The following is a 21,774-nucleotide window of genomic DNA, read 5'->3' as shown; positions in this document are numbered from 1 at the left end:
TATGACTCTTTCTAAATTTACCATCTCATTGTGTTTACTGGCTTTCTCATTTAATGGTTTCGCAAGTAATGACTTATTGCAAAAAACGCAACAAGCGCATAAAGAGCAGAAAACCCATAACAAGCAACGTGAAGCGGGTTTCTCTCTGACTGAAGCGCAGTTTAACGAGCAGCGTCAAAAGTTACTGACATTACGTGAAAACCTGCAAACGGAAACCAATCAGCTGAGTGAACAATTTTCTCAGAATGAACAGACTCTTGCTGAACTTGAGCAAAAGCTGAGATTGGAAACAGGCAGCTTAGGTGAGTTGTTTGGCGTTGTTCGCCAAAGTGCCAAAGAGCTTTCGGTAGAACTTGGTCATTCAGTAACGGCCATTGACCGCCAACAATATACCCCGCTAATTGATGACATCGTGGCTGCTAAAGCGCTTCCGTCGTTAGATCAGCTAACCGGTTTATGGCGTGCGATTGAAGAGCAAGTCAGCGCGAGCAAAGAGTTAACTCAAGTCGATGTGACATACGTTAACGGTGAAGGGTATACCTCTAGCGAACAAGCTTACCGTTTAGGCAGTTTGGGTCTTGTTGATTCAACGGGCTACATTAATTGGGACGGTGCGCGAGGCGTAGCAAAACCTTATCTTAAGCAACCGAACAACGGCCCTACAGCGGCTACTTTAGTCGGTGACAATACGGGAGCCATAGTACTTGACCCTTCTCGTGGCATCATGTTGGAACAAGTTGCCAATGCTCCAGAATTAAAAGACCGTTTAGAACACGGCGGCGTGGTAGGTAAAATCATCCTTGGCTTATTGGCATTAGGTATTGTGATTGCTCTCTATCGTGGTGCGGTTCTATTGTATGTTCGTCAGCAAATTCGCTCACAGCTTAAATCACCGTCTACGCCAAAAAATAACCCATTGGGCCGCGTGTTAGCGGTATACGATCAAGAGCAGAAGCGCAGCGTAGAAGCGCTAGAGCTTCGTTTACTTGAAACCATTGTCGATGAGCAGCAAGGCTTAGAAAAAGGCCTGTCGATGCTGAAACTATTGGCCGCATTAGCCCCTATGCTGGGTCTGTTAGGAACCGTGACGGGTATGATTGAAACCTTCCAAGTGATCACTCAGTTTGGTAATGGTGACCCGAAAGTCATGGCCGGCGGTATTTCGATGGCGTTGGTAACCACCGTATTAGGTTTGGTTTCAGCCATGCCAATGCTATTAGCTCATAATATCTTGAGCACTCAAGCCGAGAATATTCGTAACATCCTCGAGAAGCAGAGCATTAGCTTAGTGGCCGAGCAAGCCGAAAAAGCAGACGTTCTTGGAAAAGCTGACCAAGTTGAAAAGGCCGCGTAATGGATTGGATGTTGTCAAACTTGACCTCATCAGAGCTGGTAGCCACATGGTTGGACTCCCTAAGCCATTTTATGGATCAAGGTGGGCCAATCTTGTGGTGGCTATCAGGTGTGGTTGGCGTGTGCTGGTTGTTAATCGTCGAGCGAGTGTTGTTTTTGACGGTGAGCTTTCCAAAACAAAAATCGACATGGATTACGTCTTGGAACGTACGTGACGATAAAAGCTCTTGGTACGCGATGTCTATTCGTAAGGGTTGGTTAAGTGAAGCTCATATCGCCCTAAACCAAAACTTAAATTTGATCAAAGTGCTGGTAGCCATTTGCCCAATGTTGGGGTTACTTGGCACAGTGACAGGCATGATTTCAGTATTTGATGTAATGGCGACCTTGGGTAGCAGCCAGCCTCGCTTAATGGCTGCTGGTATATCCCTTGCGACCTTGCCGACCATGGCCGGCATGGTGGCAGCACTTGCGGGAATGTTTGCTCACGCTCGGTTATCAAAAGCCTGTAAATGGCGTGAAATTAAATTAGAAAAACAGTTAAGGAGCCGATGATGAGACTAAATCGCCCATCTTCTGCTAAAGAAGAAGCACAAATTGACATGACTTCGATGCTGGATATCGTTTTTATCATGTTGATCTTTTTCATTGTAACCAGTTCGTTTGTACGCGAGTCAGGTGTTGAAGTTAACCGACCTCAAGCGAGTAATGTTGTTAGCCAAAAAGACGCCGGTATTTTTATTGCCATCACTTCTAGCAATGAAATTTACATTGATAAACGAGTCGTTGATGTTGAGCGAGTACAGGCAACGCTAGAGCACTTACTATTAGAGCAACCCGATGCTTCTTTGGTTATTCAAGCCGATGAGCATGCTTATAACGGCACGGTCGTTAAAGTGATGGATGGGGCTAAAGGCGCTGGTGTGAAACGCATCGCGTTGGCGGCGGAGAAAGGCTAATGCTGCGACTATTCATCGCGCTGCCTTTCGCTGCGGCAATTGCATTGAGTTTGTTTACCTTCATGGCATGGATGGTTGATAACGGTCATCAGCGAGCGGCAGATAACGAGTCTCCCCTTGCATTTGATGTCGTGATGGTAGAAGAAGAGCGTGAAGCGCAAAGAAGGCAACGAAGTGTTCCTGAAAAACCGAAGACTCCGCAGCCTCCAGCGGCAACCACGCTAAAAACCAACGTCGCACAAACGGCGACGCCACCGATGCCTGCGATGCCGGATTTGTCTTTGCAAGGAGTGAACCAAGGGCTTGCTATTAATTTGCCTCAGTTCTCAGATTTTGGCTCAAATCAACAAGCGATGCCTTTGTATCGTGTTGAGCCTCGCTACCCAGCAAGAGCGTTGAAGAAGGGTGCCGAAGGGTATGTGTTGATGTCATTTACCATTGATAAAACAGGCAGGCCAACCGATATTACGGTAGTAGAAGCAAAGCCAAGACGTCTGTTTGAAAGAGAGGCGAAGCGCGCTCTGAAAAAATGGAAATATCAACCGAAAGTCGTGGATGGTCGAGCGATCGCTCAAATTGGACAAACCGTGAAATTGGAGTTCAAAATAAGCCAATGATGAAGAGTATATTTGCCGTACTAATTGCGGGCTGTGTGTCGTTTTCTAGCGTGAGTATGGCACAGCAACTAACTCGCTATAATGCGAATAAAGTCCAGCAAGCTCACGAGCTTCAGCAAGAGGACAAAATTCAGCAAGCCATTGATATTTTGGCACAGCTTGAGCCTACTAAAGAGTACGATAAAGCATTTGTACAACGCATGCTTGGTGTATTTTACTGGCAAAATGGTGAGACCAACCAAGCGGTTAAGCAACTCAAGGCTGCGGTTGAAAGCGGAAAACTGCAAGACTCGCAAGCTTGGGTCACGCAAAAAATGTTGGCCGATATTTTGTTATCTACCGAGTCGTTCAAACAAGCCTTACCGCACTATTATCAGCTTGTAAAAACACGACCAGAATCAGAACCAGAATTACAGCTATGGCTTCGAATTGTGCAGGCTCATTATAGTCTAGAACAATGGAGCAAAGTGCTTACGGCGATGAAGTCTTATGAACGTGTGCAAAAGCAAGATGACGTACAACCCCTGACGATTAAGCTTGGCGCTCAGATGCAACTTAAGCAGTGGAAATCGGCGTTGCCGACGTTGCAAAGGCTCATTACTTTACAGCCAAATAAACTGGCGTGGTGGCAACAAACAGCAGGCATTCAGCTTCAGTTAAAACAATATAAGCAGTCGCTAGCAACCCTTTCATTAGCGAAAAGACAAGGGATAAAGCTACCTGATCAAGACTTACGAACCATGGCGCAGCTTTTTGCTCAACAAGGTGTTCCGGAGCAAGCGGCATTAGTTTTAGCGCAAGTAGATTCTGCTAAAACAGACGCTAAGTTACTCGCAGACCAAGCCAATTATTGGCAAATAGCGAAAGAGTGGCAAACAGCGACACAATATTGGGCGTTGGCGGCGAAATCGAACAACAAATACCGTTGGTCTTTGGCACAATTGTTATTGCAAGAAGGCCAGTACCGACAAGCGCTGGTTGAGCTGGAAAAAGTCTCAGGGAAAAAACACCCGGTTGAATTGGCAAGAGTAAGAGCCTACTACAAGCTAGAAGAAGTGGAACAAGCTCTCATTCATGCAAAGCGCGCTCATGCACTTAAAGCCAGTAATGAAAGCAAAGGCTGGATTCAGTACTTGTCTCAACTACGCACAATGGAAGATACCGATCAGGGTATCGGCCACCTAACCGCGAGATAGAGTTTCCGCTTAAATGACATTAACGAAAAACGCTCGTAATGTGAATTACGGGCGTTTTTTGTTTGCCCAGCGAAGCTGGCAAACCCATTAGGCTGAAAGAAGCCTAAATCACCCTGATTGAGGGGAAGATAATCCGAATCGCAAGGGCGTTGCTGGCCAACGGCAGGGTTTGAAGGAAGCGATAGGAAGTTAACAGTACACAACGAAAGTGAACCTGATTCGGCAATTTAGGTGGGTAAGCGTGCAAAATAGCGTGAAGCCCGATACTCAATCAGACCTAGATTGTGCTTGAGGGTGGCATTGTTAACAGGGAGCCAGTGCAGTAACTGGGGAAGCCTGACATCACATCCGAGCAAACGTCGGAAGCATAAACTCAAGGCGAGAGCCAAGATCTATGTTGGTGCGAGGTGGCAGATGAATCCGTAGTAGTGAGTAAAGCTCGGCCGGTGAAGCCCAGTAATGGTGTGGAGGATAAAACTGAGCTGACCATCAGTAACACGTCTGATGGGACAACATTTTGCCAAAAGCAATCTGGTGTTGCGAAGGGATGAAGTACATTTTAAGTCTGTGATGAGCAGATGTTTTTTTTTCAGTGGTATACAAGTTGATTAGCTATCGAGGTATTCCGTCTCGGTCTTTGTGAAAGCAAAGCACTGAAGCGAGAAACCGTACAAGGGAGTAACTCTGACTCACTCTAGTAAATTGCCATTGAGCTAGAAGGCTAGAGAGTGGAGTGAAATACACCAACACTGTGAGAGAGCATTTGTCCCCACACGGCACACAATCTAAAGGAAAAAGTTGAGAGTTTACTACAGTTTATATGGTCACTTGCTCCACAAAGAGCGACTCTATAAAGGATTTAAAAAAGTGTGGAAAGCGAAAGGCGCGGCCGGAATAGATAGGCAGAGCCTAAGCGACTACGCCCAAAATCTGAGTGATAACCTAGATCAACTTCTTCTGGAACTCAAAACCAAGCGATACACCCCTCAACCCGTCAGACGGGTAGAAATACCGAAAGATGATGGTGGGGTGCGATTACTTGGGATCCCAACAGTACGGGATAGAGTTGTCCAACAAGCTCTAAATGATCTATTAACCCCAATCTTCGAAGAGCAGTTTCACCCATCCAGCTTTGGGTATAGACCGAATCGAAGTTGTCACGATGCTATAAACAAAGCGACGATGTTCATCCGTCGATACGGAATGCAACACGTCGTAGATATGGACTTATCGAAGTGCTTCGATAAGCTCGATCATGAGCTTATTCTAAAAAGCATTAAGAAACGAGTCACAGACAGTAGCGTACTGGAGCTCATCAAACAGTTCCTGAAAAGTGGCGTAATGGTTGATGGAGAGTGGCAGCATACCGAGATAGGTAGTCCGCAAGGTGGAGTAATAAGCCCACTGATAGCGAACATCTATCTGGATGCGTTTGATCAAGAGATGCGAAAGCGAGGACATCGAATAGTCCGTTATGCCGACGACATACTGATCTTCTGTCGCAGCCGTAAAGGTGCAGAAAATGCGCAAGTACAGGCAACGAAGGTCCTGGAAAAACAGCTCAAGTTAACGGTGAACGAAACCAAATCACACATAGCGCACAGCGGCGAAGGTGTGAAATTCCTTGGAATAGAAATCGGTAGCCATTATAGCCGTATTCAGCCAAAGAAAATGTCGACGTTCAAAGGAAAGTTGAAGCGAGTGACAAGACGCAATGGCGGTAAGCCATTGTTAGAAGTCATTAAACAACTGGCCGCGTGGTTAAGGCGAAGACTTCGCAGCGTCCAATTACGATTATGGAAAAAACCGACCCGACTCCACCGCAGGCTAAGACAGCTAGGTTACGAAGGGTCATTCAGGTATATCTGTATGGATAGTTGGAGAAATGCTGCGAGTCCATTAGCCAGTTACTCGATGCCAAATCAATGGTTTAGGGACCTTGGATTAGTGAATCTTGAACACGTTAGGACAGGATATGTGTTCAGCCATTATGCTGAATGGAAATGTGCATGAACCGTATACGAGGTCCGTACGTACGGTTCTGTGAGAGGGATGAGGCGGAGACGCCTCACCCTACTCGATGATTTTGAACCTCTTGTTCTTTGGCTCTATCCCAGAATTAGGTATTGAGCTTAGAAGCGCTTTTATCGGCAATCACCAATTCTGTATAGCCAGTTGCATCATCGAATTCGCGCGAGAACGCTAGCGTAGGGTAGTGATGGATGACCAGCTCACCTGTGGTATCGATCAAACTGCCCTCCAGTAAATGGCCTCCGAAAACTCTACCTTTCGTGTCAGCGACTGAAATGTGAATGTGCTGATGATTAGGCGTTAACGTGCCCATTAACGAGATGATTTCTAGCGGTTCATTAAGCTGTAAGGTTTTCTCTGCACCAGCTAATCGCAAGTTAACTGAATACAAACAACCCACACAAGACGCGATACTGCCAGCTTGGATATTTTCATCGGTCACTATCTTAGCAATCGATGCTTTAAGGTCTGCGCCGTTTGTTAGTCTTATCGCGATTGGCGTTAGCATAGGTTGTTTCCGTTGTCAGTCATTGGTTATTGGTTATTGGTTAAGTTCGAGTTGGTCAGACTTCATAGTTGGCTTTATTGCCAATATCAAAGTGCAAGGGCATTCGCCACTTTTGAACAGAAAGGTACAGCATAATTGTTCCTGCAATAGCAGAGCAAATCATCACTCCTTGCCAATATTCAAGCATGACAAATAAGGTGTTCAATGCCAGTAAAATGGGCACAAGTTTGAGGCCATAGACGTTAAAGCAAAATGATTCTTTGAGGGCAATGCCTGAAAAAGTAACGAATATAAAACCTAAAGCAAGCCAGTAAACGCTGCTTTGGATGCCACACAGCATGATCAGTAAACCAAGCCACGCTGACCAAACAATAACGGCTCTGACGTGTTTGTTATACACATGTAAGTTGGCGGCTGCCAGCGCACTTGAAATACAGACGACAAAGATACTGGCCGATTGCAGAGATTCAGGTAGTGAACTGAGGCCAAGTTTATTTGATGCCACGAGCGAGTAGCATAACAAAGCCAATGAAAACAGAGTAATCCCAGAACGATAAAGGCAGACGCTGATTCGGTCTAGTTTATCTAGCTTTTCTTGATGCTCGGTGTTTGCCATGAGCAATCCCATTTAGTTAGGTGTGGTTATTCTAACAGTGATGGCGTTCGTATTCGGATATTTTGCTCTCGGATTGCTAATTTATAGTGCCAATAATGACATTATCTGTATTTAGTCTTAGGTTGCTCTATAAAGCTGTTCGATAACAGCGTAGGATCACACTACTTTAGACTCAATACTAGGTCAGCACTTCGGTGCATAAACATATTAAATAATGAAACTAACAGCAAAAGCATCCCTAAATAACGCGTTACTTATTTCTGTTACCACACCGGAATTTAAAGGTGATGAGGCGAAAGAGTCTCTCGCTGAACTTGCTCGTTTAGTGACAACCCTAGGGTTTAAAGTGGTTGGAACTCAGTCTCAAAAGCAGAGTTCAACACAAAACCTTAATGTCCTAGGTGTCGGTAAGATGGCGGAAATCGCCCACCTAACGGGTTATCAAGGTTCTATAGAAGAGGAAGAATACGACGAGTTTTTTGATGAAACGGATTTTTCCGATCTTTCAGAAGACGATTTACCTTCTTCACTTGCTGATGTTGTGGTGTTTGATTGTGATTTAAGCCCATCTCAGTTGCGTAATGTCGAAAGTCATTTAGGCGTAGAAGTCTTTGACCGTACCGGCATCATTATTGAAATATTTAGCCGCCATGCACGTACTCGCACGGCGCGCCTGCAAGTTGAAATTGCTCGCCTCAATTACTTAGTTCCACGATTGCGTGAGTCTGCAAGTGGTGATAAAGAACGCCAAATGGGGCAGGGTGCAGGTGAAACCGCGCTAGAGCTCGATCGCCGTAATGTACGTGACCAATTAGCCGCTCTAAAGCGTGAATTGGTTAGTGTACAGAGTGAATTGAAGAATCGCCGTACACAAAGATCAGAGCTGTTTTGTGTTGCTTTGGTTGGGTATACCAATGCGGGTAAATCCTCAATGATGCGTGCCATGACGGCAACGGAAGTGGTCGGTGAAGACAAACTGTTTGCCACTCTTGATACCACGGTTCGTGCACTGCAGCCTATTACTCAGCCGCGAATCTTAGTTTCAGATACCGTTGGCTTTATTAAAAAGCTTCCTCACGACTTAGTTGCTTCGTTTCATTCTACGTTAGCAGAAGCGCACGATGCGTCATTGTTACTGTATGTTGTTGATGCCTCTGATCCGTCATTCCGTGCACAACTTGATGTTGTCCATGAGGTGCTAGGGCAAGTTGGCGTAGAAGGCAGCGAAAAACTCTTGGTACTGAACAAGTCAGATCGCTTGAGTGAAGAACAACGACAAGCATTGCTGGACGAATTTCCTGATGCAATGCTGACCTCTACTCGTGATCCTCTTGATATCAAAAAGCTGCACCAATACATAGTGAACGTAGCGCAGCAAGGCATGATCGAAGAAGAAATCATTGTGCCTTATACCGCAAATGGCATCATAGGCGAAATTCGTTCGAGCATGAGTGTAACTAAGGAAGAGTACGACTATGAGCACATTAAACTCACGGTACGCTCTAGCGCTATTGATTTAGCAAGACTCAAAAAGCGCATGCAGAACCTTTAGGCTGCTGGCTTGGTTTAGAGAAGTATGAACGCGTTGGTTGGTATTTTGAGCCTAAATTTGCTTATGCAGAGTTTAAGCCTAAAAGGGAAGTCGGCGCTGTCATGCTTTATACAACTAAGCCATCGGCATACGTGGCCACTCCAATCTATAGTCATAACAGAACTGCATTTTAAATATGTAACGAAATACAGTAACTACATCATATACTTTTTTTATATATCAATGTCAGAGCGTTTGACCCTATTTTTCACTTCCTATATTTAACCTTATATTAAGCCAAGCTCTAGATAATACCACTGATTGAATTAAAGGTAGTATCCAAACTTCCGATCCCCCTTTATCATACTTATAACTAAATTTAGTGCATATAATTATTCATTTGATACTCAATTACGATGGTATAAACCAGATTATGAGATTCAAACTCCCAACTGTTACTATTTATTACAAAGCCGATATGCAACCACTTATATATTAATTGATGGTCCGGCTGTGACCGTTTTAATAAATATCGGGCATTTGTGGTCGATTAATCACACTGTCAATCTAAATATGGTCAAATACGGGCGCTGTGTGCTTTAGATCACGGTTTTAGCTCATGGGTATTGGTATTTTATAAACAGGCCAAAAATGAGTTATAAATATGAGAAGCCTACAGATTGTTGAATTAGTAAATAGTCAACGAAGTGCAACTGTTGAAGAAATAGCGATCGCTTTTGATGTGTCAGTTGAAACAATACGCCGTGATCTAAAAAAATTAGATAAAGAAGGTTCTCTTAAAAAAGTGCATGGAGGTGCTGTTAGTGTACAGCATATAGATGAGGGGCAATCCTTTATAGCTCGTTCTAAAAACTATTTAGATGAGAAAGAGTCGCTGGTCACGAGAGCATTAGAACATATTGAAGAGGGTATGGTTATAGGGCTTGATGCTAGTTCATCTAGTTGGTGTTTAGCTCGAAAGATGCCTAACATAAACTGTACTGTAATTACTAACTCCTTACAGATTGTTATCGGGCTCGAGGGGAAAGACAATGTACATATAATATGTACTGGTGGTAGTTACTCTGAAAAATACAGCAGTTTTTATGGGCCATTGGCTGTAAATATGCTATCGAATATGTCAATTGATATCAGTTTCATTTCATGTGTAGGCTTCGATTATGATTCAGGGGTATGGGATTCAAATGAATACAATTACCAAATAAAACAAACTCTAATAGATATATCCGATAAAGTGATTTTAATTGCGGATAAATCTAAATATAAAAAGAGAAGTTTTCTTAAGATATGTGGTAGTGATTCAATTGATATCACTATCACTGATGCCTAAAAATATAAATAACCAAATAAATTACGTGTAAATAATTATAGATAAGGAAATATTATGTCTGATGCTTTAGATATACCTATGCCTAAATCCAGTAATGGAAAAGAGGCTGAAGTAATACCCAAGGAAATTAAATTTGCATTTTGGCTACTTTGTTCATGTTTTGCCATGTGGGGTTTAGCTAATAATATGACGGATGTGCTTATCGCACAGTTTCGAAAAGTATTTACGTTAACAGATATGCAATCTGGCTTAGTTCAAACAGCTTTTTATGGAGCTTATTTTTGTTTGGCTCTGCCCGCCGCTCTTTTTATTCAGCGTTACAGCTACAAAGCTGGGGTGCTATTAGGCCTAGGGTTGTTTGCTACAGGTGCTCTCCTTTTTTACCCGGCAGCGCAAGCAATGGAATATATGCCGTTCCTGATGGCACTGTTCGTGTTAGCGGGAGGCCTGTCAATTTTAGAGACCAGTGCTAACCCGTACATTTTAGCCATGGGACCGGAAGAAACAGCAACGCGTCGTCTGAATATTGCTCAAGCTTGTAATCCGATTGGTTCTATTACCGGTGTATTAATTGGCAAGTTTTACATCCTAACTCAATTGAACCCTGCAACCGATACTGAGCGTGCGGCAATGGCAGCCGATGAACTAGGGAAAATTCAATCGGAGGAACTGTACGCCGTAATGATGCCTTACCTTGGTGTAGCCGCCGTTATCGCATTGATTTGGGTTTTGATCCTTAAAACTAAAATGCCAGTAGCAAAAGACGTGGCTACAGGTGATGAAGCAACATTTGGTCAAGCATTCCATCGCATTGTTAAACGCAGCCACTTTACCAAAGGTGTGTTAGCTCAGTTTTTCTATGTGGGGGCACAAATTGGTTGTTGGTCTTGGACTATCCGTTATGTCATGCAAGAGGTCGGTGGAACTGAAGCTGAAGCTTCTACATATTTATTGACTTCAATTGTGGTGTTCTCGGCTATGCGTTGGGTGTGTGTTGCACTAATGAAGCACATTGAACCACAAAAACTCTTAGCAATGCTGGCTGCCGCTGCAGCCATCTTAGTCGGCGTCGTCATGTTAGTCGGTGGAGTGACGGGTGCTTATGCTCTAGTTGGTATATCTGCATGTATGTCATTGATGTTCCCGACTATTTTTGGATTATCACTTCGTGATTTAGGCGCTGACTCAAAATTTGGTGGCAGTTTCCTCATTATGGCTATCTTGGGTGGCGCGTTACTAACGGCAATCATGGGGCAAATTTCCGATGCCGCAGGTATTGGTGCTGCATTTGTCATCCCATTCATTGGCTTCGTTTATCTCGTTTACTACGGTGCGAAAGGCTACCAAGTGAAATAAGAACTTCTGTCAGGGGCATGAGTATTACCCCTGAACAAAATACAGTAAAAAGGAATAAAATCATGTCAAATCTAGTCAAAATCGGTATCCGTCCCACCATTGATGGGCGTCAAATGGGCGTGCGAGAGTCTCTAGAAGACCAAACTATGGGCATGGCGCAACGGGCAGCTCGTTTTATTGAAGAGAATATTCGTCATTCAAGTGGTGAGAAGGTCGAATGTGTCATCGCCGATTCATGTATTGGTGGCGTCGCGGAATCCGCTGCAACGGCAGACAAATTTAAACGCGAAAACGTGGGCCTTGTACTGACGGTTACTCCTTGCTGGTGTTACGGAACAGAAACTATCGATATGGACCCGCATACACCAAAAGCTATTTGGGGCTTTAACGGTACAGAACGTCCTGGCGCGGTTTACCTAGCTGCGGCCATGGCAGGGCACTCTCAAGTTGGTCTGCCGGCTTTCTCTATCTATGGTAAAGAAGTTCAGGATGCAGGTGATGAATCCATTCCAACGGATGTTCAAGATAAGATTCTTCGTTTCTGCCGTGCAGGCTTAGCCGTTGCAACGATGAGAGGCAAGTCTTACCTCTCTATGGGCTCGGTTTCAATGGGTATTGCAGGTTCTGTGGTTAATCCAGAATTTTTCCAAAAATATTTGGGCATGCGCAACGAATACGTTGATATGACAGAGATTAAGCGTCGTTTAGATCGCGGTGTGTATGATAAAGAAGAGTTTGAACTTGCGCGTTCTTGGGTGAAAGAATGGTGTAAGGAAGGTAAAGATTACAACGGCACTCCGTATAGCGAAGAACGTAAAGTAGAAGATTGGGATACGGTCATCAAGATGACGATGATCATGCGTGATCTTATGCAAGGTAATCCGAAATTAGCTGAGCAAGGATTTGGCGAAGAGTCGTTAGGGCACAATGCGATTCTATCGGGTTTCCAAGGGCAGCGTCACTGGACAGATCACCTGCCAAATGGTGACTTCTCTGAGGCTATCTTAAACTCTTCTTTCGACTGGAATGGTATTCGTGAGCCAATTTGTGTTGCAACGGAAAACGATGCGTTAAATGGCGTGAACATGATGTTTGGTAAGCTTCTGACTGGTGAAGCGCAAGTATTCCACGATGTCCGTACTTATTGGTCTGAAGATGCGGTTGAGCGCGTTACGGGTACACGCCCTGAGTCAGGATTTTTGCATTTGGTTAATTCTGGTTCAGCGGCACTAGATGGTGCCGGTAAAGCGAAGTCTGCTGAGGGCAAACCGGTAATGAAACCGCACTGGGAGCTTACTCAGGAAGATGTTGAAGCGTCATTGAATGCTACTAAATGGTGCCCTGCTATCGAAGAATATTTCCGTGGGGGCGGTTTCTCATCGCAGTTCCTAACTGAAGGCGGTATGCCTTTCACTATGCACCGAGTCAATATCATTGCTGGTATCGGTCCAGTTCTTCAAATTGCAGAAGGGCATTCAATTGAATTACCAGAAGATGTTCACACTATCTTAAATGAGCGCACGAACGCGACATGGCCTACTACCTGGTTTGTTCCTCGTTTGACGGGAGAAGGGACATTTAAGTCTGTTTACGATGTGATGGCCAATTGGGGCGCTAACCACTGCGTTATTACTTCTGGCCACGTTGGTGCAGATTTGATTGCTCTGGCTTCCATGCTACGGATCCCTGTTTCAATGCACAACGTTGATAGCAAAGATGTATTCCGCCCTCATACATGGTCAGCCTTTGGACAAGATGTGGAAGGACAAGACTACCGAGCCTGTCAGAATTTCGGTCCCATCTATAAGTAAAGCAGATTAACATTTTGGCCTGTCGCTTTGGCAGGCTCTTTTAAGGGGTGAGTTATGTCAATAGCTATTATTCTTGATTGTGGAGCAACCAACGTCCGCTCAATCGCGATTAACCAAAACGGTGAGATTGTTGCTTCACATTATATAGCCAATGAAACATTACAAAATGGCACGCAGCATGTTTGGGACTTTCAGCAAATTTGGAAAAAGCTGGTTGAATGCTCCAAACAGGTAACCGCTCAAATTAATCCGGCTGATATTGTCGCTGTGTCAGTGACAACGTTTGGCGTAGATGGCGCACCATTCGACAAGGATGGGAGACAAATCTACCCAATTATCTCGTGGAAGTGTTCTCGCACCTCGGCCGTTATGGAGCAGGTGTCGCAAGATATTGATCGTGACGAATTGTACTTAGCCAATGGCGTTGGTGATTATTCTTTCAACACATTGTTTAAGTTGAAATGGCTGAAAGATAATGAACCCGAAGTCTATAAGAATACGGACAAATGGGTATTCATCTCTTCGATGCTCAATCAAAAATTGACTGGAAAGTTCACTACAGACCGAACCATGGCTGGCACGTCAATGATGACGGATTTAGATAGCGGTGATTGGAATGCAGGGATATTGAATTACCTAGAACTAACGAAATCACACTTTCCTTCAATGGTCGAAGCGGGTGAGTCCATCGGCTGTCTAAAAGATGACATCGCTTTCCTACTGGGTATCCCTAAAGAAGTCCCTGTGATTTCAGCGGGTCATGACACTCAGTTCGCGCTGTTTGGTTCTGGTGCGAAAGAAAATCAATCCTTTTTGAGTTCGGGTACTTGGGAAATCCTGATGGCTCGCTCTCAACGACCAGATCTACATCCATCGTACCTAGCACAAGGTATGACGACAGAGCTTGACGCCAAAAATGGCCTATTTAATCCAGCGATTCAGTGGCTTTCAAGCGCAGTGATGGAGTGGGTGGCGAATACCTATTTCTCTGATGTAGCAGAAAGCAATAACAAATACGCAGTAATGGTTGCCGAAGGCGAAATGGCACCAGTGGGATCAAATGGCGTTAAGTTTGACCCTAGCTTTTTGCTTGATGCCAGTAATAAAGGCAATGGCTGTATTTGCGGCCTGTCAATTAACACGACGCGAGGGGAAATCTATCGAGCGGCGTTAGAAGGGCTAGCAATTAAACTGAAAAATAGTTTGGACTCGCTTTCCAACACTTGCCAATTAAGGACCGAACGTTTGATGGTGGTCGGTGGCGGCTCGAAAAACAAGCTTTGGAATCAAATTAGGGCCGATGTGGTAGGAATTCCGATTCAGGTTGTTGATCAACCCGAAGCTACCGTCACAGGTGCGGCTATGTTTGCACTCGCAGGTGCCGGGGTATTTGGTGATGTTAATCAAGCGCAAGAAGCTATGAAACCATCTTATCAAATCGTTGAGCCGAAAGAGGATAGCACTCGATACTCACAGTTACTTCAGGAGACACATCATGCTTAAAGGTATCCACCCAGCAATAAGTCCAGAGCTTCTCTCAGTGCTCAGCAGAATGGGCCATGGTGATGAAATCTTATTTGCTGATGCTCACTTTCCCGCGGAGACCTTTGGCTCAAACGTTGTAATAAGAGCTGACGGTATCGATATCGACACGTTATTGGAAGGCACGCTGCCACTATTTGAATTGGATTCATACAGCCAATACCCACTGGCAATGATGAGAGCGGTAGAGGGTGATGAATTAGACCCAGCAGTTGAAGAAAAATATATGGCCGCCATCGTTAAGACAGCAGAGGATAAGCCAGCATTAGAGCGATTAGAACGTTTTGACTTTTATACTCGAGCTGAAAAGTGCTTTGCTGTTGTCGTTACAGGTGAAACGGCTAAATACGGAAACATAATTTTAAAGAAGGGCGTTACGCCAGCTTAAGGAATAAAACAATGACAAAAACAAGATACGAACTAGCACAAGAAATTATCGAAACCTGTTTAGAAATGAATAGACTTGGCCTGAACCAAGGCACAGCAGGCAATATTTCGGCTCGTTATGAAGGTGGTATGCTTATTACTCCAACGGGCATCGAATACGCCAAATTGACGCCAAACCATATTGTGTTTGTGAGTGGTGAAGGAGAATTTGAAGAAGGAAAAATTCCATCTAGCGAATGGGCCTTCCACATGGTTTGTTATAACGCTAGGGAAGATTGCCATGCAGTTGTGCACAATCACGCCGTTAACAGCACGGCAGTTTCTATCCTCAATCGCCCAATCCAGGCAATCCACTATATGGTTGCAGCATCGGGCACGACAGAAATACCTTGTGTACCTTATGCTACCTTTGGCTCTCCTGAGTTGGCTGGTTATGTAGATAATGGGATCCGCCAAAGTAGGGCAATTCTTCTTCAACACCATGGAATGATTACCGTTGGGGAAAATCTCAAGAAAGCTCTTTGGTTAGCGCATGAAACAGAAGTATTAGCAGAACTATATTTAAAATGCGCCGCGATTGAACCGAATGTGCCCGTTCTACCGACACAAGAAATGCACCATGTATTGGATAAGTTCAAGACTTATGGTTTGCGAGTAGAAAAGTAATTAATACTTCGAGCCCAATACGGTTGGGCTCTCTTTAAAAGGAATGATTATGGTGTTTGCATTAAATTTACCGAAGCTGTCTTTATCTGGCGTGGGTGCTGTCGCAGAGTCTGTTGCAGTTTTAGACGCTCAGCCAGTAAAAAAAGCAATGATTGTCACCGACAAGAATTTGATTGAGCTTGGGATCTTAGACAGCTTGTATGTCTCGCTAGATGAGAAAGGCTTCGATTATGTGACTTTCGATGCCGTCACTCCTAATCCGACGGTCACACTTGTGAATGACGGTTTGGAATTCTACAAACAGAATAACTGTGACTGTTTTATTGCGGTGGGTGGCGGGAGCCCCATTGATTGTGCGAAAGCGATTCGTATTGTTGCCTCAAATGAGGGGGATATCACGGAATATAATGGCGTCGGTCTTGTCAAAAATGAGGGGGCGTTCTTCATTGCAATCAATACCACTGCGGGTACCGCAGCTGAAATGACGTCAAATTCTGTCATCACGGACGAAGTGAATCAGGTCAAGATGGTGTTGGTTGATGCGAAGCAAATACCCAGCGTTAGCGTTAATGATCCATCGTTAATGATCGGGCTGCCCGCTTCCGTTACTGCTGCAACGGGGATGGATGCTCTAACTCATGCTATTGAATCTATTGTAACCCCTGGAGCACACCGTTTAACGCTTCCTACTGCGTTGGAAGCTGTCAAATTGATCGCTAAATGGTTACCGGTTGCCGTTAAAGATGGAAGTAATTTAGAAGCGCGTGCTGCACTAGCGGACGCACAGTTTCTGGCTGGAATGTCGTTCAACTCGGCTGGCTTAGGAGCGGTTCACGCATTATCACATCAACCATCAGCGACGCATAATTTAGCCCATGGTGTGTGCAATGCTATTTTGCTGCCGATTGTTAGTGAGTTTAATGCTCAAACCGGACCGGAAGCATTTAGAACAGTTGCAGAAGCAATGGGAGGAGATATTAGTCAGCTTAACGATAGTGATGCAGCGTCACTGGCTATTAAACTGATTCGTCAGTTGTCTCAAAAGGTAGGGATCCCCTCTGGACTCGCTAGTCTTGGTATTCAGCATTCGGATATAGATACTTGGGTTCAAAAAGCAATGGATGATGTGTGTATGGGGGGAAACCCTAGAGAGTTGGCCGCAGAAGAAGTATTTAATCTATATAAATTAGCATTGTAGATCGGACAATCATTAGTTTGTGAATAGTAGCTGCTTTGGTCGCTACTATTCACAGTAGTTTATACTAACAAGAGTTCGATTTTGGGATAACAAGTACACTTAGCAACTTATCTCTATGCACCCGAAACTGCGCGATAGCGCCACAGAGGTTATACGCGATTGCAAGCCAATTAGTCGCTAGGAAAACGGCTATGAGAGGAGTGGCAACAGGCAGTAAAAAAGCCAACCACAGCGCTCCTAGTAGCGCGAGATAACAATAGAATTGCCGCTTCATGCGAACCCTGCTGATCAGTTGATAGTGATCGGGTAATGGGATCATCGCCATTGGGTTTTTCATCATGAGTCTTTGTAAGTGCAGTGAAATCAGGAAAGGAACGATTTTAAGTAGCATGCCTTGAATGATAGCCAACACAAAGCCAAAACCGAATAGGAAGCCTAATAGTACTTCTAGTTTGGTTTGCCATAATATTGCCCATTCAGGTCTACTAATTGGCAGTACTAGCCACAGTAGCAACACGCAAGCCAACATTAAATTTGATAAGCCTATTTGCCAATAATTAATGACTACATCGGGTAGTTTACGTTTAGTCAAACGCTCTAGGGTGATGATGCAATACAGAAAAGTGGCAGCAATACACAGTAACCATCCGCCAGAGAGAGTAACCTCGAATGCTTCACTTAATGTTCCGATGCTTGCGCAAATTAACCCCATCGTAAGCATGGCTATTAAAGCATTTCGCCATCTTTTACTAAAACTAGGGGTAACGTGAAACATTGGAATAACTTGGAAACTTACCGCCATTACCAGCAGCATCACCCAGCCAAAGCTACCAAAGCCTGCATGCAAATTCGTCAGTACTTTCCCTGTAACTGGCATGAAGTCCCAAAGATAGCCACTGAGTAAAGTTAGGCCGATAAGGATTAATGCCACAATGGCCAGCATAATTGGCATACGGGTTTGCTCACCTTTTGCTTGTGTGATCAATAACCAAGCCAGTGTCAGGGTGAAGTAGCCAAGGCTGAGCCCGAGCAACACAAAAGGGAGCAGAAAACTCAGCCAACCGAGAAAGGCGGCCGCTAAAGCCAGAACGCCGCTGGCGAAGGTCGCGTGGAACAGATGAAGCGTCCAGCCAGTAATCGGAATGGCGGCGCCACATAAGACGGGCATTACTTGAAAGAGTGATCCAATCATGACCATTGCCATCACGCCCAGAGCAATGAGGTGAGTGATGGCAAGAGTGGCTGGCATCCAACGGCTGAGCCAAAGGGTTTCGCCGTGCAGCGCAATTAACATGGCTGCCAATAATGCAAAGACAGGTGCGGTTAGGTAAAACCGAATAGGGGATGAAATCGCAGGAATGGCGTCAAAGTTAAGGCCGGTCATTCTCATTACTTGTCATGCTCGCTGCTGGATTTGTGATTGCCTAGTTTTTTAAGTGCCAGTTTTTCAAGATCTAGTTTCTCAAGATCTCGTTGGTCTTTCGATCGCGAGTTAAGAGACAAGTGTTCAGCCAAGGCTTTGGCTTTGCTGTCTTTAAGTTGCCAAAAGTAAATCTGATAATGAGATGAGGTGATCTCATCACAAAAATAGTCAAAACGTCCGGCAAGCATGTCGAATAACGGAAAGGGGATGCGTCGGTGCTTAACCGACACTACTTCGCCAATCGCCAGCTTCTGTAGAGCGGCCGTGATCAGTTGCATTGGCTGTGGTGGCTCCAATTCACTGACATCTAATGATGTTACCTGCTGTAAATCCATTCCGGCCTCATCGTGTGTTTTATCGATAACGAAATGACTTATTGAGCTTTCATCTTATCAACGATCTCTGCACTGTTATTAAGGTGGCTATCTGTCATTGGGTAGAGAATTTGTTCTTCTTTCATGTTGTGTTGCTGAATGAAAATCATGATGCTTTCACTGCTGCCCATTGCACGCTCAATGTCTTGTTGCTCAATGGCGGCCGCCATTTGTTGCATCATTGCTTTAACTTGAGCATGCTCTTGTCGCATCACCATCGTAGGGCCTGCCGTCATTCCTGTTTGTTCTTCAAAGGCTGGAAACAAGATTTGTTCTTCAAGATCAAAGTGATGAAGGGTCTCTTTTTCAAACTGAGCCCATTGTGTCGCAAAGGCGGGCCAGTCTTTGTTCGCTAACATGGCTTCAGCTTCTACCAGAAGGTCGTCGCATGTTTTATGGTGCTGAGTCATGAAGCCTTGAATTGTTGCCATGATGGATTCCTCATTACAGATGTCGTTACCATCATAATATCGGTCGGAATAAGACAAGACTATGCCAATAAAGGGGTAGTTCCACCTTGGTTTGATTTACATCATTATTTATCAGTAAAATTATTAGGGTTACACCAATATTAAATATCTATTTAATTGTATTTCAATGTTGTTTAGATATTTGCTTTCTACGAGTAAAAATGAACAGGAATTGATTTGGTCTTGTATAAAAATAAAGGCCAGTAGAGGGGCTACTAGCCTATGAAGAATTGTCTAAAAAGGAACGCCTCTAAAAAGGAACGCCTCTAAAAAGGAACGCCTCTAAAAAGAACTAAAGCGCTGCTTTTTTCGCCTCAGAAACCCAAGAGTTGAATAAGTTTTGGTTTGCTTTTATCCATCCGTTTACGTGAGATTCAATATCCGAAGAGCTGTTTTTACCTTTGCTCATCATCATATTCTGTGCGCTGACATCATTGATGTTTAGCTTGATGATTTCGAACAGTTTTGCTGCTGAAGGATTTTGCTCAGCAAAGGCCTTGTTTGCGATGATTCGCATCGAGTTCATTTCAAAACCGTAGTTTTTACCGTTAGATAACGTGGTATCTACGTTTTTACGCTCACCGGGTAGAGCAGAAAACGGCACTTCAAGCCAAACCACATCTTCGTTAGGAACCAGAACACCACTTACCCAGTATGGGGTCCAAGTATAATAAAGGATCGACTCGCCATTCTTATAGCGGGAAATGGTATCAGCAATGATAGCGGCGTAGTTACCTTGGTTGTGAGCAACAGTGTCGCGCAATTTATAGGCGGATAATTGTTCTTCAATGACTAATTCACAGCCCCAGCCTGGGTTACAGCCAGTCAGGTCTGCTTTTCCATCACCATCGGCATCAAAAAGTTTTGCAATTTTAGGATCGTTTAGTTGGCCGATATTGGTGATGCCGTATTTGTCGGCAGTTTTTTTATCGATGAGGTAGCCTTGAGCGGCGCCGCTAACGTATTGGCCTTGACGGTAAAACTTGTCGTCACCGCCAGACATGGTGTATTTGTCTGCATGTAGAGGGAACCAACCAACGGCAAGGAAAGTAGCATCACCTTTTGCTATCGACGTATACCCCACGTTGTAATCAACCTCTTTGGTTGGTTGAACGTCATAACCCAGAGCTTCCAATGCGCGATTGACGATCAGCGTTTGGAACGTTTCTTCTGCCACTGTCGATTGAACAGGTTGAACTTTGACGCCTTCACCGGGTAACTTCTCTGCCCAAACGTTAGACGACATTGCCAAGCAGGAAACGGCGCTGGTGGTTAAGATTCTCTTCCATGAATGATTCATTTTATTTCTCCGTAATTTTGGTGATGTTGGGTTGTCTTTTGTTCTTTGCAAAAATGGTGAGTAAAATCGATACTGGCCCCGTGTGGTACCAGCGTAGTTTCGTGTTACCTGCGTTAATGCCTAATACTTGAGTAATTCGATCTAACAGGATGGCAAGAATCACAATGCCTAACCCGCCGACAGCAGCAAGGCCCATATCCAGTCGGCCAATACCGCGTAAGACCATTTGACCTAAGCCGCCTACCGCAATCATTGACGCGATGACAACCATAGAAAGTGACAGCATTAATGTTTGGTTCACACCCGCCATAATAGTCGGTAGCGCGAGGGGCAATTGAATGCGATAGAGCATCTGTTTTCGGCTGGCACCAAACGAATGGCCGGCTTCGATAAGCTCTTCAGGAACTTGTTGGATACCAAGTATGGTTAGGCGAACAACGGGAGGTAGGGCAAAAATGATGGTTACCACGACACCAGGTACGTTACCAATACCGAATAGCATGACGATAGGGACTAAATAGACAAATGCCGGGGTGGTTTGCATAGCATCAAGGATGGGGCGGATAAATTTGGCTGCGGTGTTACTTCGTGCAAGCCAAATACCGAGTGGGAGCCCTATCAGTAAGCAAAAGAACACCGATGTCATGACTAAAGAGAGGGTGACCATCGCTTGAGACCAAGCGCCAATTAAGCCAATAAATATCAGTGACGCGGCGGTCGCAAAACCGAGGCGGAGATTAGAAAATTGCCACGCTAGCATAAATAAAATTAGCAGCATGAAGGGTGACGGCGTAGAGACCAGAGCGGTTTCGAAGGTGGTGAGGATGAAGTCTATCGGCACTCGAATGGCTTGGAATACAGGACGGCCATGTTCAACCAGCCAATTTAATCCGGATTCGACCCAAGTATCGACGGGTAATATGGCTTCTTCAAACGGATTCATGATATCGAACGGTTTGGTTTCAACGACTTCGCTATTGAGCCAGTCTGCTGAAGCGGGCGTCTCTGTTGATTGACCCCATGGGTCACTTTGTTCAGCCGCTGGTTGTGACCATGGATCATTATTGGTTTGTTCTGATGACATT

At 44.6% G+C, this 21,774-nt stretch carries 21 protein-coding genes; 14 read left to right on the top strand and 7 right to left on the bottom strand.

Annotated features, from left to right (window positions below):
• The first annotated feature begins 1 nt into the window (after position 1).
• The 6 genes from VTAP4600_RS08390 (at position 2) to ltrA (ending at position 6,138) form a co-directional block, all read left to right on the top strand.
• Complete coding sequence (locus tag VTAP4600_RS08390) at positions 2 to 1,354, top strand: MotA/TolQ/ExbB proton channel family protein (RefSeq protein ID WP_102522387.1); 1,353 nt, start codon at positions 2 to 4, stop codon at positions 1,352 to 1,354.
• A complete protein-coding gene (locus VTAP4600_RS08385; protein WP_102522386.1) occupies positions 1,354 to 1,908 on the top strand; it encodes a MotA/TolQ/ExbB proton channel family protein in 555 nt (184 codons plus the stop codon). The genes VTAP4600_RS08390 and VTAP4600_RS08385 overlap by 1 nt, the downstream gene beginning before the upstream one ends.
• Positions 1,908 to 2,312: an ExbD/TolR family protein gene (locus tag VTAP4600_RS08380; protein ID WP_102522385.1), complete on the top strand. Its 405-nt coding sequence runs from the start codon at positions 1,908 to 1,910 to the stop codon at positions 2,310 to 2,312. The genes VTAP4600_RS08385 and VTAP4600_RS08380 overlap by 1 nt, the downstream gene beginning before the upstream one ends.
• Positions 2,312 to 2,929: an energy transducer TonB gene (locus VTAP4600_RS08375; RefSeq protein WP_102522384.1), complete on the top strand. Its 618-nt coding sequence runs from the start codon at positions 2,312 to 2,314 to the stop codon at positions 2,927 to 2,929. The genes VTAP4600_RS08380 and VTAP4600_RS08375 overlap by 1 nt, the downstream gene beginning before the upstream one ends.
• Complete coding sequence (locus VTAP4600_RS08370; RefSeq protein WP_102522383.1) at positions 2,926 to 4,125, top strand: tetratricopeptide repeat protein; 1,200 nt, start codon at positions 2,926 to 2,928, stop codon at positions 4,123 to 4,125. The genes VTAP4600_RS08375 and VTAP4600_RS08370 overlap by 4 nt, the downstream gene beginning before the upstream one ends.
• Before the next feature lie 798 nt (positions 4,126 to 4,923).
• A complete protein-coding gene (gene ltrA / locus VTAP4600_RS08365) occupies positions 4,924 to 6,138 on the top strand; it encodes a group II intron reverse transcriptase/maturase (protein ID WP_102522382.1) in 1,215 nt (404 codons plus the stop codon).
• Positions 6,139 to 6,244: 106 nt separating this feature from the next.
• On the opposite strand, the gene VTAP4600_RS08360 is transcribed toward ltrA, so the two are convergent.
• Together VTAP4600_RS08360 and VTAP4600_RS08355 are read right to left on the bottom strand one after the other, a co-directional pair.
• The gene (locus VTAP4600_RS08360; RefSeq protein ID WP_102522381.1) at positions 6,245 to 6,664 is read right to left on the bottom strand and encodes a PPC domain-containing DNA-binding protein; all 420 of its coding nucleotides are present in this window, start codon (positions 6,662 to 6,664) and stop codon (positions 6,245 to 6,247) included.
• A 55-nt stretch (positions 6,665 to 6,719) separates the two neighbouring features.
• The gene (locus VTAP4600_RS08355; protein ID WP_102522380.1) at positions 6,720 to 7,280 is read right to left on the bottom strand and encodes a DUF2301 domain-containing membrane protein; all 561 of its coding nucleotides are present in this window, start codon (positions 7,278 to 7,280) and stop codon (positions 6,720 to 6,722) included.
• A 214-nt stretch (positions 7,281 to 7,494) separates the two neighbouring features.
• On the opposite strand from VTAP4600_RS08355, the gene hflX reads away from it, so the two are divergent.
• The 8 genes from hflX to VTAP4600_RS08315 all read left to right on the top strand — a co-directional run bounded on the left by hflX (position 7,495) and on the right by VTAP4600_RS08315 (position 17,122).
• Positions 7,495 to 8,832, top strand: coding sequence for a GTPase HflX (hflX, locus tag VTAP4600_RS08350; protein ID WP_102522379.1), 1,338 nt, complete (start codon positions 7,495 to 7,497; stop codon positions 8,830 to 8,832).
• 643 nt (positions 8,833 to 9,475) lie between these two features.
• Positions 9,476 to 10,162, top strand: coding sequence for a DeoR/GlpR family DNA-binding transcription regulator (locus VTAP4600_RS08345; RefSeq protein WP_102522378.1), 687 nt, complete (start codon positions 9,476 to 9,478; stop codon positions 10,160 to 10,162).
• Positions 10,163 to 10,216: 54 nt separating this feature from the next.
• Positions 10,217 to 11,518: an L-fucose:H+ symporter permease gene (fucP, locus tag VTAP4600_RS08340; protein WP_102522377.1), complete on the top strand. Its 1,302-nt coding sequence runs from the start codon at positions 10,217 to 10,219 to the stop codon at positions 11,516 to 11,518.
• A 62-nt stretch (positions 11,519 to 11,580) separates the two neighbouring features.
• Positions 11,581 to 13,329 (top strand): L-fucose isomerase, encoded by a 1,749-nt coding sequence (locus VTAP4600_RS08335; RefSeq protein ID WP_102522376.1) that lies wholly within the window; start codon positions 11,581 to 11,583, stop codon positions 13,327 to 13,329.
• A 54-nt stretch (positions 13,330 to 13,383) separates the two neighbouring features.
• Positions 13,384 to 14,832, top strand: coding sequence for an L-fuculokinase (fucK, locus tag VTAP4600_RS08330; RefSeq protein WP_102522375.1), 1,449 nt, complete (start codon positions 13,384 to 13,386; stop codon positions 14,830 to 14,832).
• Positions 14,825 to 15,259, top strand: a complete 435-nt coding sequence (gene fucU, locus VTAP4600_RS08325; protein ID WP_102522374.1) for an L-fucose mutarotase — start codon at positions 14,825 to 14,827, stop codon at positions 15,257 to 15,259. Before fucK ends, fucU begins: the two co-directional genes overlap by 8 nt.
• Before the next feature lie 11 nt (positions 15,260 to 15,270).
• Positions 15,271 to 15,924: an L-fuculose-phosphate aldolase gene (locus VTAP4600_RS08320; RefSeq protein WP_102522373.1), complete on the top strand. Its 654-nt coding sequence runs from the start codon at positions 15,271 to 15,273 to the stop codon at positions 15,922 to 15,924.
• Positions 15,925 to 15,973: 49 nt separating this feature from the next.
• The gene (locus VTAP4600_RS08315; RefSeq protein WP_102522372.1) at positions 15,974 to 17,122 is read left to right on the top strand and encodes an iron-containing alcohol dehydrogenase; all 1,149 of its coding nucleotides are present in this window, start codon (positions 15,974 to 15,976) and stop codon (positions 17,120 to 17,122) included.
• Between the two features lie 64 nt (positions 17,123 to 17,186).
• On the opposite strand, the gene VTAP4600_RS08310 is transcribed toward VTAP4600_RS08315, so the two are convergent.
• The 5 genes from VTAP4600_RS08310 to proW all read right to left on the bottom strand — a co-directional run bounded on the left by VTAP4600_RS08310 (position 17,187) and on the right by proW (position 21,773).
• A complete protein-coding gene (locus VTAP4600_RS08310; protein ID WP_145958562.1) occupies positions 17,187 to 18,506 on the bottom strand; it encodes a hypothetical protein in 1,320 nt (439 codons plus the stop codon).
• Positions 18,507 to 18,511: 5 nt separating this feature from the next.
• Complete coding sequence (locus VTAP4600_RS08305) at positions 18,512 to 18,880, bottom strand: DUF2249 domain-containing protein (protein WP_102522370.1); 369 nt, start codon at positions 18,878 to 18,880, stop codon at positions 18,512 to 18,514.
• Positions 18,881 to 18,918: 38 nt separating this feature from the next.
• Positions 18,919 to 19,350, bottom strand: coding sequence for a hemerythrin domain-containing protein (locus tag VTAP4600_RS08300; protein WP_102522369.1), 432 nt, complete (start codon positions 19,348 to 19,350; stop codon positions 18,919 to 18,921).
• A gap of 331 nt (positions 19,351 to 19,681) precedes the next feature.
• A complete protein-coding gene (proX, locus tag VTAP4600_RS08295) occupies positions 19,682 to 20,689 on the bottom strand; it encodes a glycine betaine/L-proline ABC transporter substrate-binding protein ProX (RefSeq protein ID WP_102522368.1) in 1,008 nt (335 codons plus the stop codon).
• Position 20,690: 1 nt separating this feature from the next.
• Positions 20,691 to 21,773: a glycine betaine/L-proline ABC transporter permease ProW gene (gene proW, locus VTAP4600_RS08290; RefSeq protein WP_102522367.1), complete on the bottom strand. Its 1,083-nt coding sequence runs from the start codon at positions 21,771 to 21,773 to the stop codon at positions 20,691 to 20,693.
• Between the last annotated feature and the right edge of the window lies 1 nt (position 21,774).

The sequence above is a fragment of the Vibrio tapetis subsp. tapetis genome, assembly GCF_900233005.1.
Classification (GTDB): Bacteria; Pseudomonadota; Gammaproteobacteria; order Enterobacterales; family Vibrionaceae; genus Vibrio; species Vibrio tapetis.
This window is presented reverse-complemented; position numbering and strand designations above follow the sequence as displayed.

Bases quoted from the DNA above. Each gene is read 5' to 3' on its own strand.
- VTAP4600_RS08390 (WP_102522387.1), top strand. From the start codon at position 2: ATGACTCTTTCTAAATTTACCATCTCATTGTGTTTACTGGCTTTCTCA.
- VTAP4600_RS08385 (WP_102522386.1), top strand. From the start codon at position 1,354: ATGGATTGGATGTTGTCAAACTTGACCTCATCAGAGCTGGTAGCCACA.
- VTAP4600_RS08380 (WP_102522385.1), top strand. From the start codon at position 1,908: ATGAGACTAAATCGCCCATCTTCTGCTAAAGAAGAAGCACAAATTGAC.
- VTAP4600_RS08375 (WP_102522384.1), top strand. From the start codon at position 2,312: ATGCTGCGACTATTCATCGCGCTGCCTTTCGCTGCGGCAATTGCATTG.
- VTAP4600_RS08370 (WP_102522383.1), top strand. From the start codon at position 2,926: ATGATGAAGAGTATATTTGCCGTACTAATTGCGGGCTGTGTGTCGTTT.
- VTAP4600_RS08360 (WP_102522381.1), bottom strand. From the start codon at position 6,664: ATGCTAACGCCAATCGCGATAAGACTAACAAACGGCGCAGACCTTAAA.
- VTAP4600_RS08355 (WP_102522380.1), bottom strand. From the start codon at position 7,280: ATGGCAAACACCGAGCATCAAGAAAAGCTAGATAAACTAGACCGAATC.
- hflX (WP_102522379.1), top strand. From the start codon at position 7,495: ATGAAACTAACAGCAAAAGCATCCCTAAATAACGCGTTACTTATTTCT.
- VTAP4600_RS08345 (WP_102522378.1), top strand. From the start codon at position 9,476: ATGAGAAGCCTACAGATTGTTGAATTAGTAAATAGTCAACGAAGTGCA.
- fucP (WP_102522377.1), top strand. From the start codon at position 10,217: ATGTCTGATGCTTTAGATATACCTATGCCTAAATCCAGTAATGGAAAA.
- VTAP4600_RS08335 (WP_102522376.1), top strand. From the start codon at position 11,581: ATGTCAAATCTAGTCAAAATCGGTATCCGTCCCACCATTGATGGGCGT.
- fucK (WP_102522375.1), top strand. From the start codon at position 13,384: ATGTCAATAGCTATTATTCTTGATTGTGGAGCAACCAACGTCCGCTCA.
- fucU (WP_102522374.1), top strand. From the start codon at position 14,825: ATGCTTAAAGGTATCCACCCAGCAATAAGTCCAGAGCTTCTCTCAGTG.
- VTAP4600_RS08320 (WP_102522373.1), top strand. From the start codon at position 15,271: ATGACAAAAACAAGATACGAACTAGCACAAGAAATTATCGAAACCTGT.
- VTAP4600_RS08315 (WP_102522372.1), top strand. From the start codon at position 15,974: ATGGTGTTTGCATTAAATTTACCGAAGCTGTCTTTATCTGGCGTGGGT.
- VTAP4600_RS08310 (WP_145958562.1), bottom strand. From the start codon at position 18,506: ATGACCGGCCTTAACTTTGACGCCATTCCTGCGATTTCATCCCCTATT.
- VTAP4600_RS08305 (WP_102522370.1), bottom strand. From the start codon at position 18,880: ATGGATTTACAGCAGGTAACATCATTAGATGTCAGTGAATTGGAGCCA.
- VTAP4600_RS08300 (WP_102522369.1), bottom strand. From the start codon at position 19,350: ATGGCAACAATTCAAGGCTTCATGACTCAGCACCATAAAACATGCGAC.
- proX (WP_102522368.1), bottom strand. From the start codon at position 20,689: ATGAATCATTCATGGAAGAGAATCTTAACCACCAGCGCCGTTTCCTGC.
- proW (WP_102522367.1), bottom strand. From the start codon at position 21,773: ATGTCATCAGAACAAACCAATAATGATCCATGGTCACAACCAGCGGCT.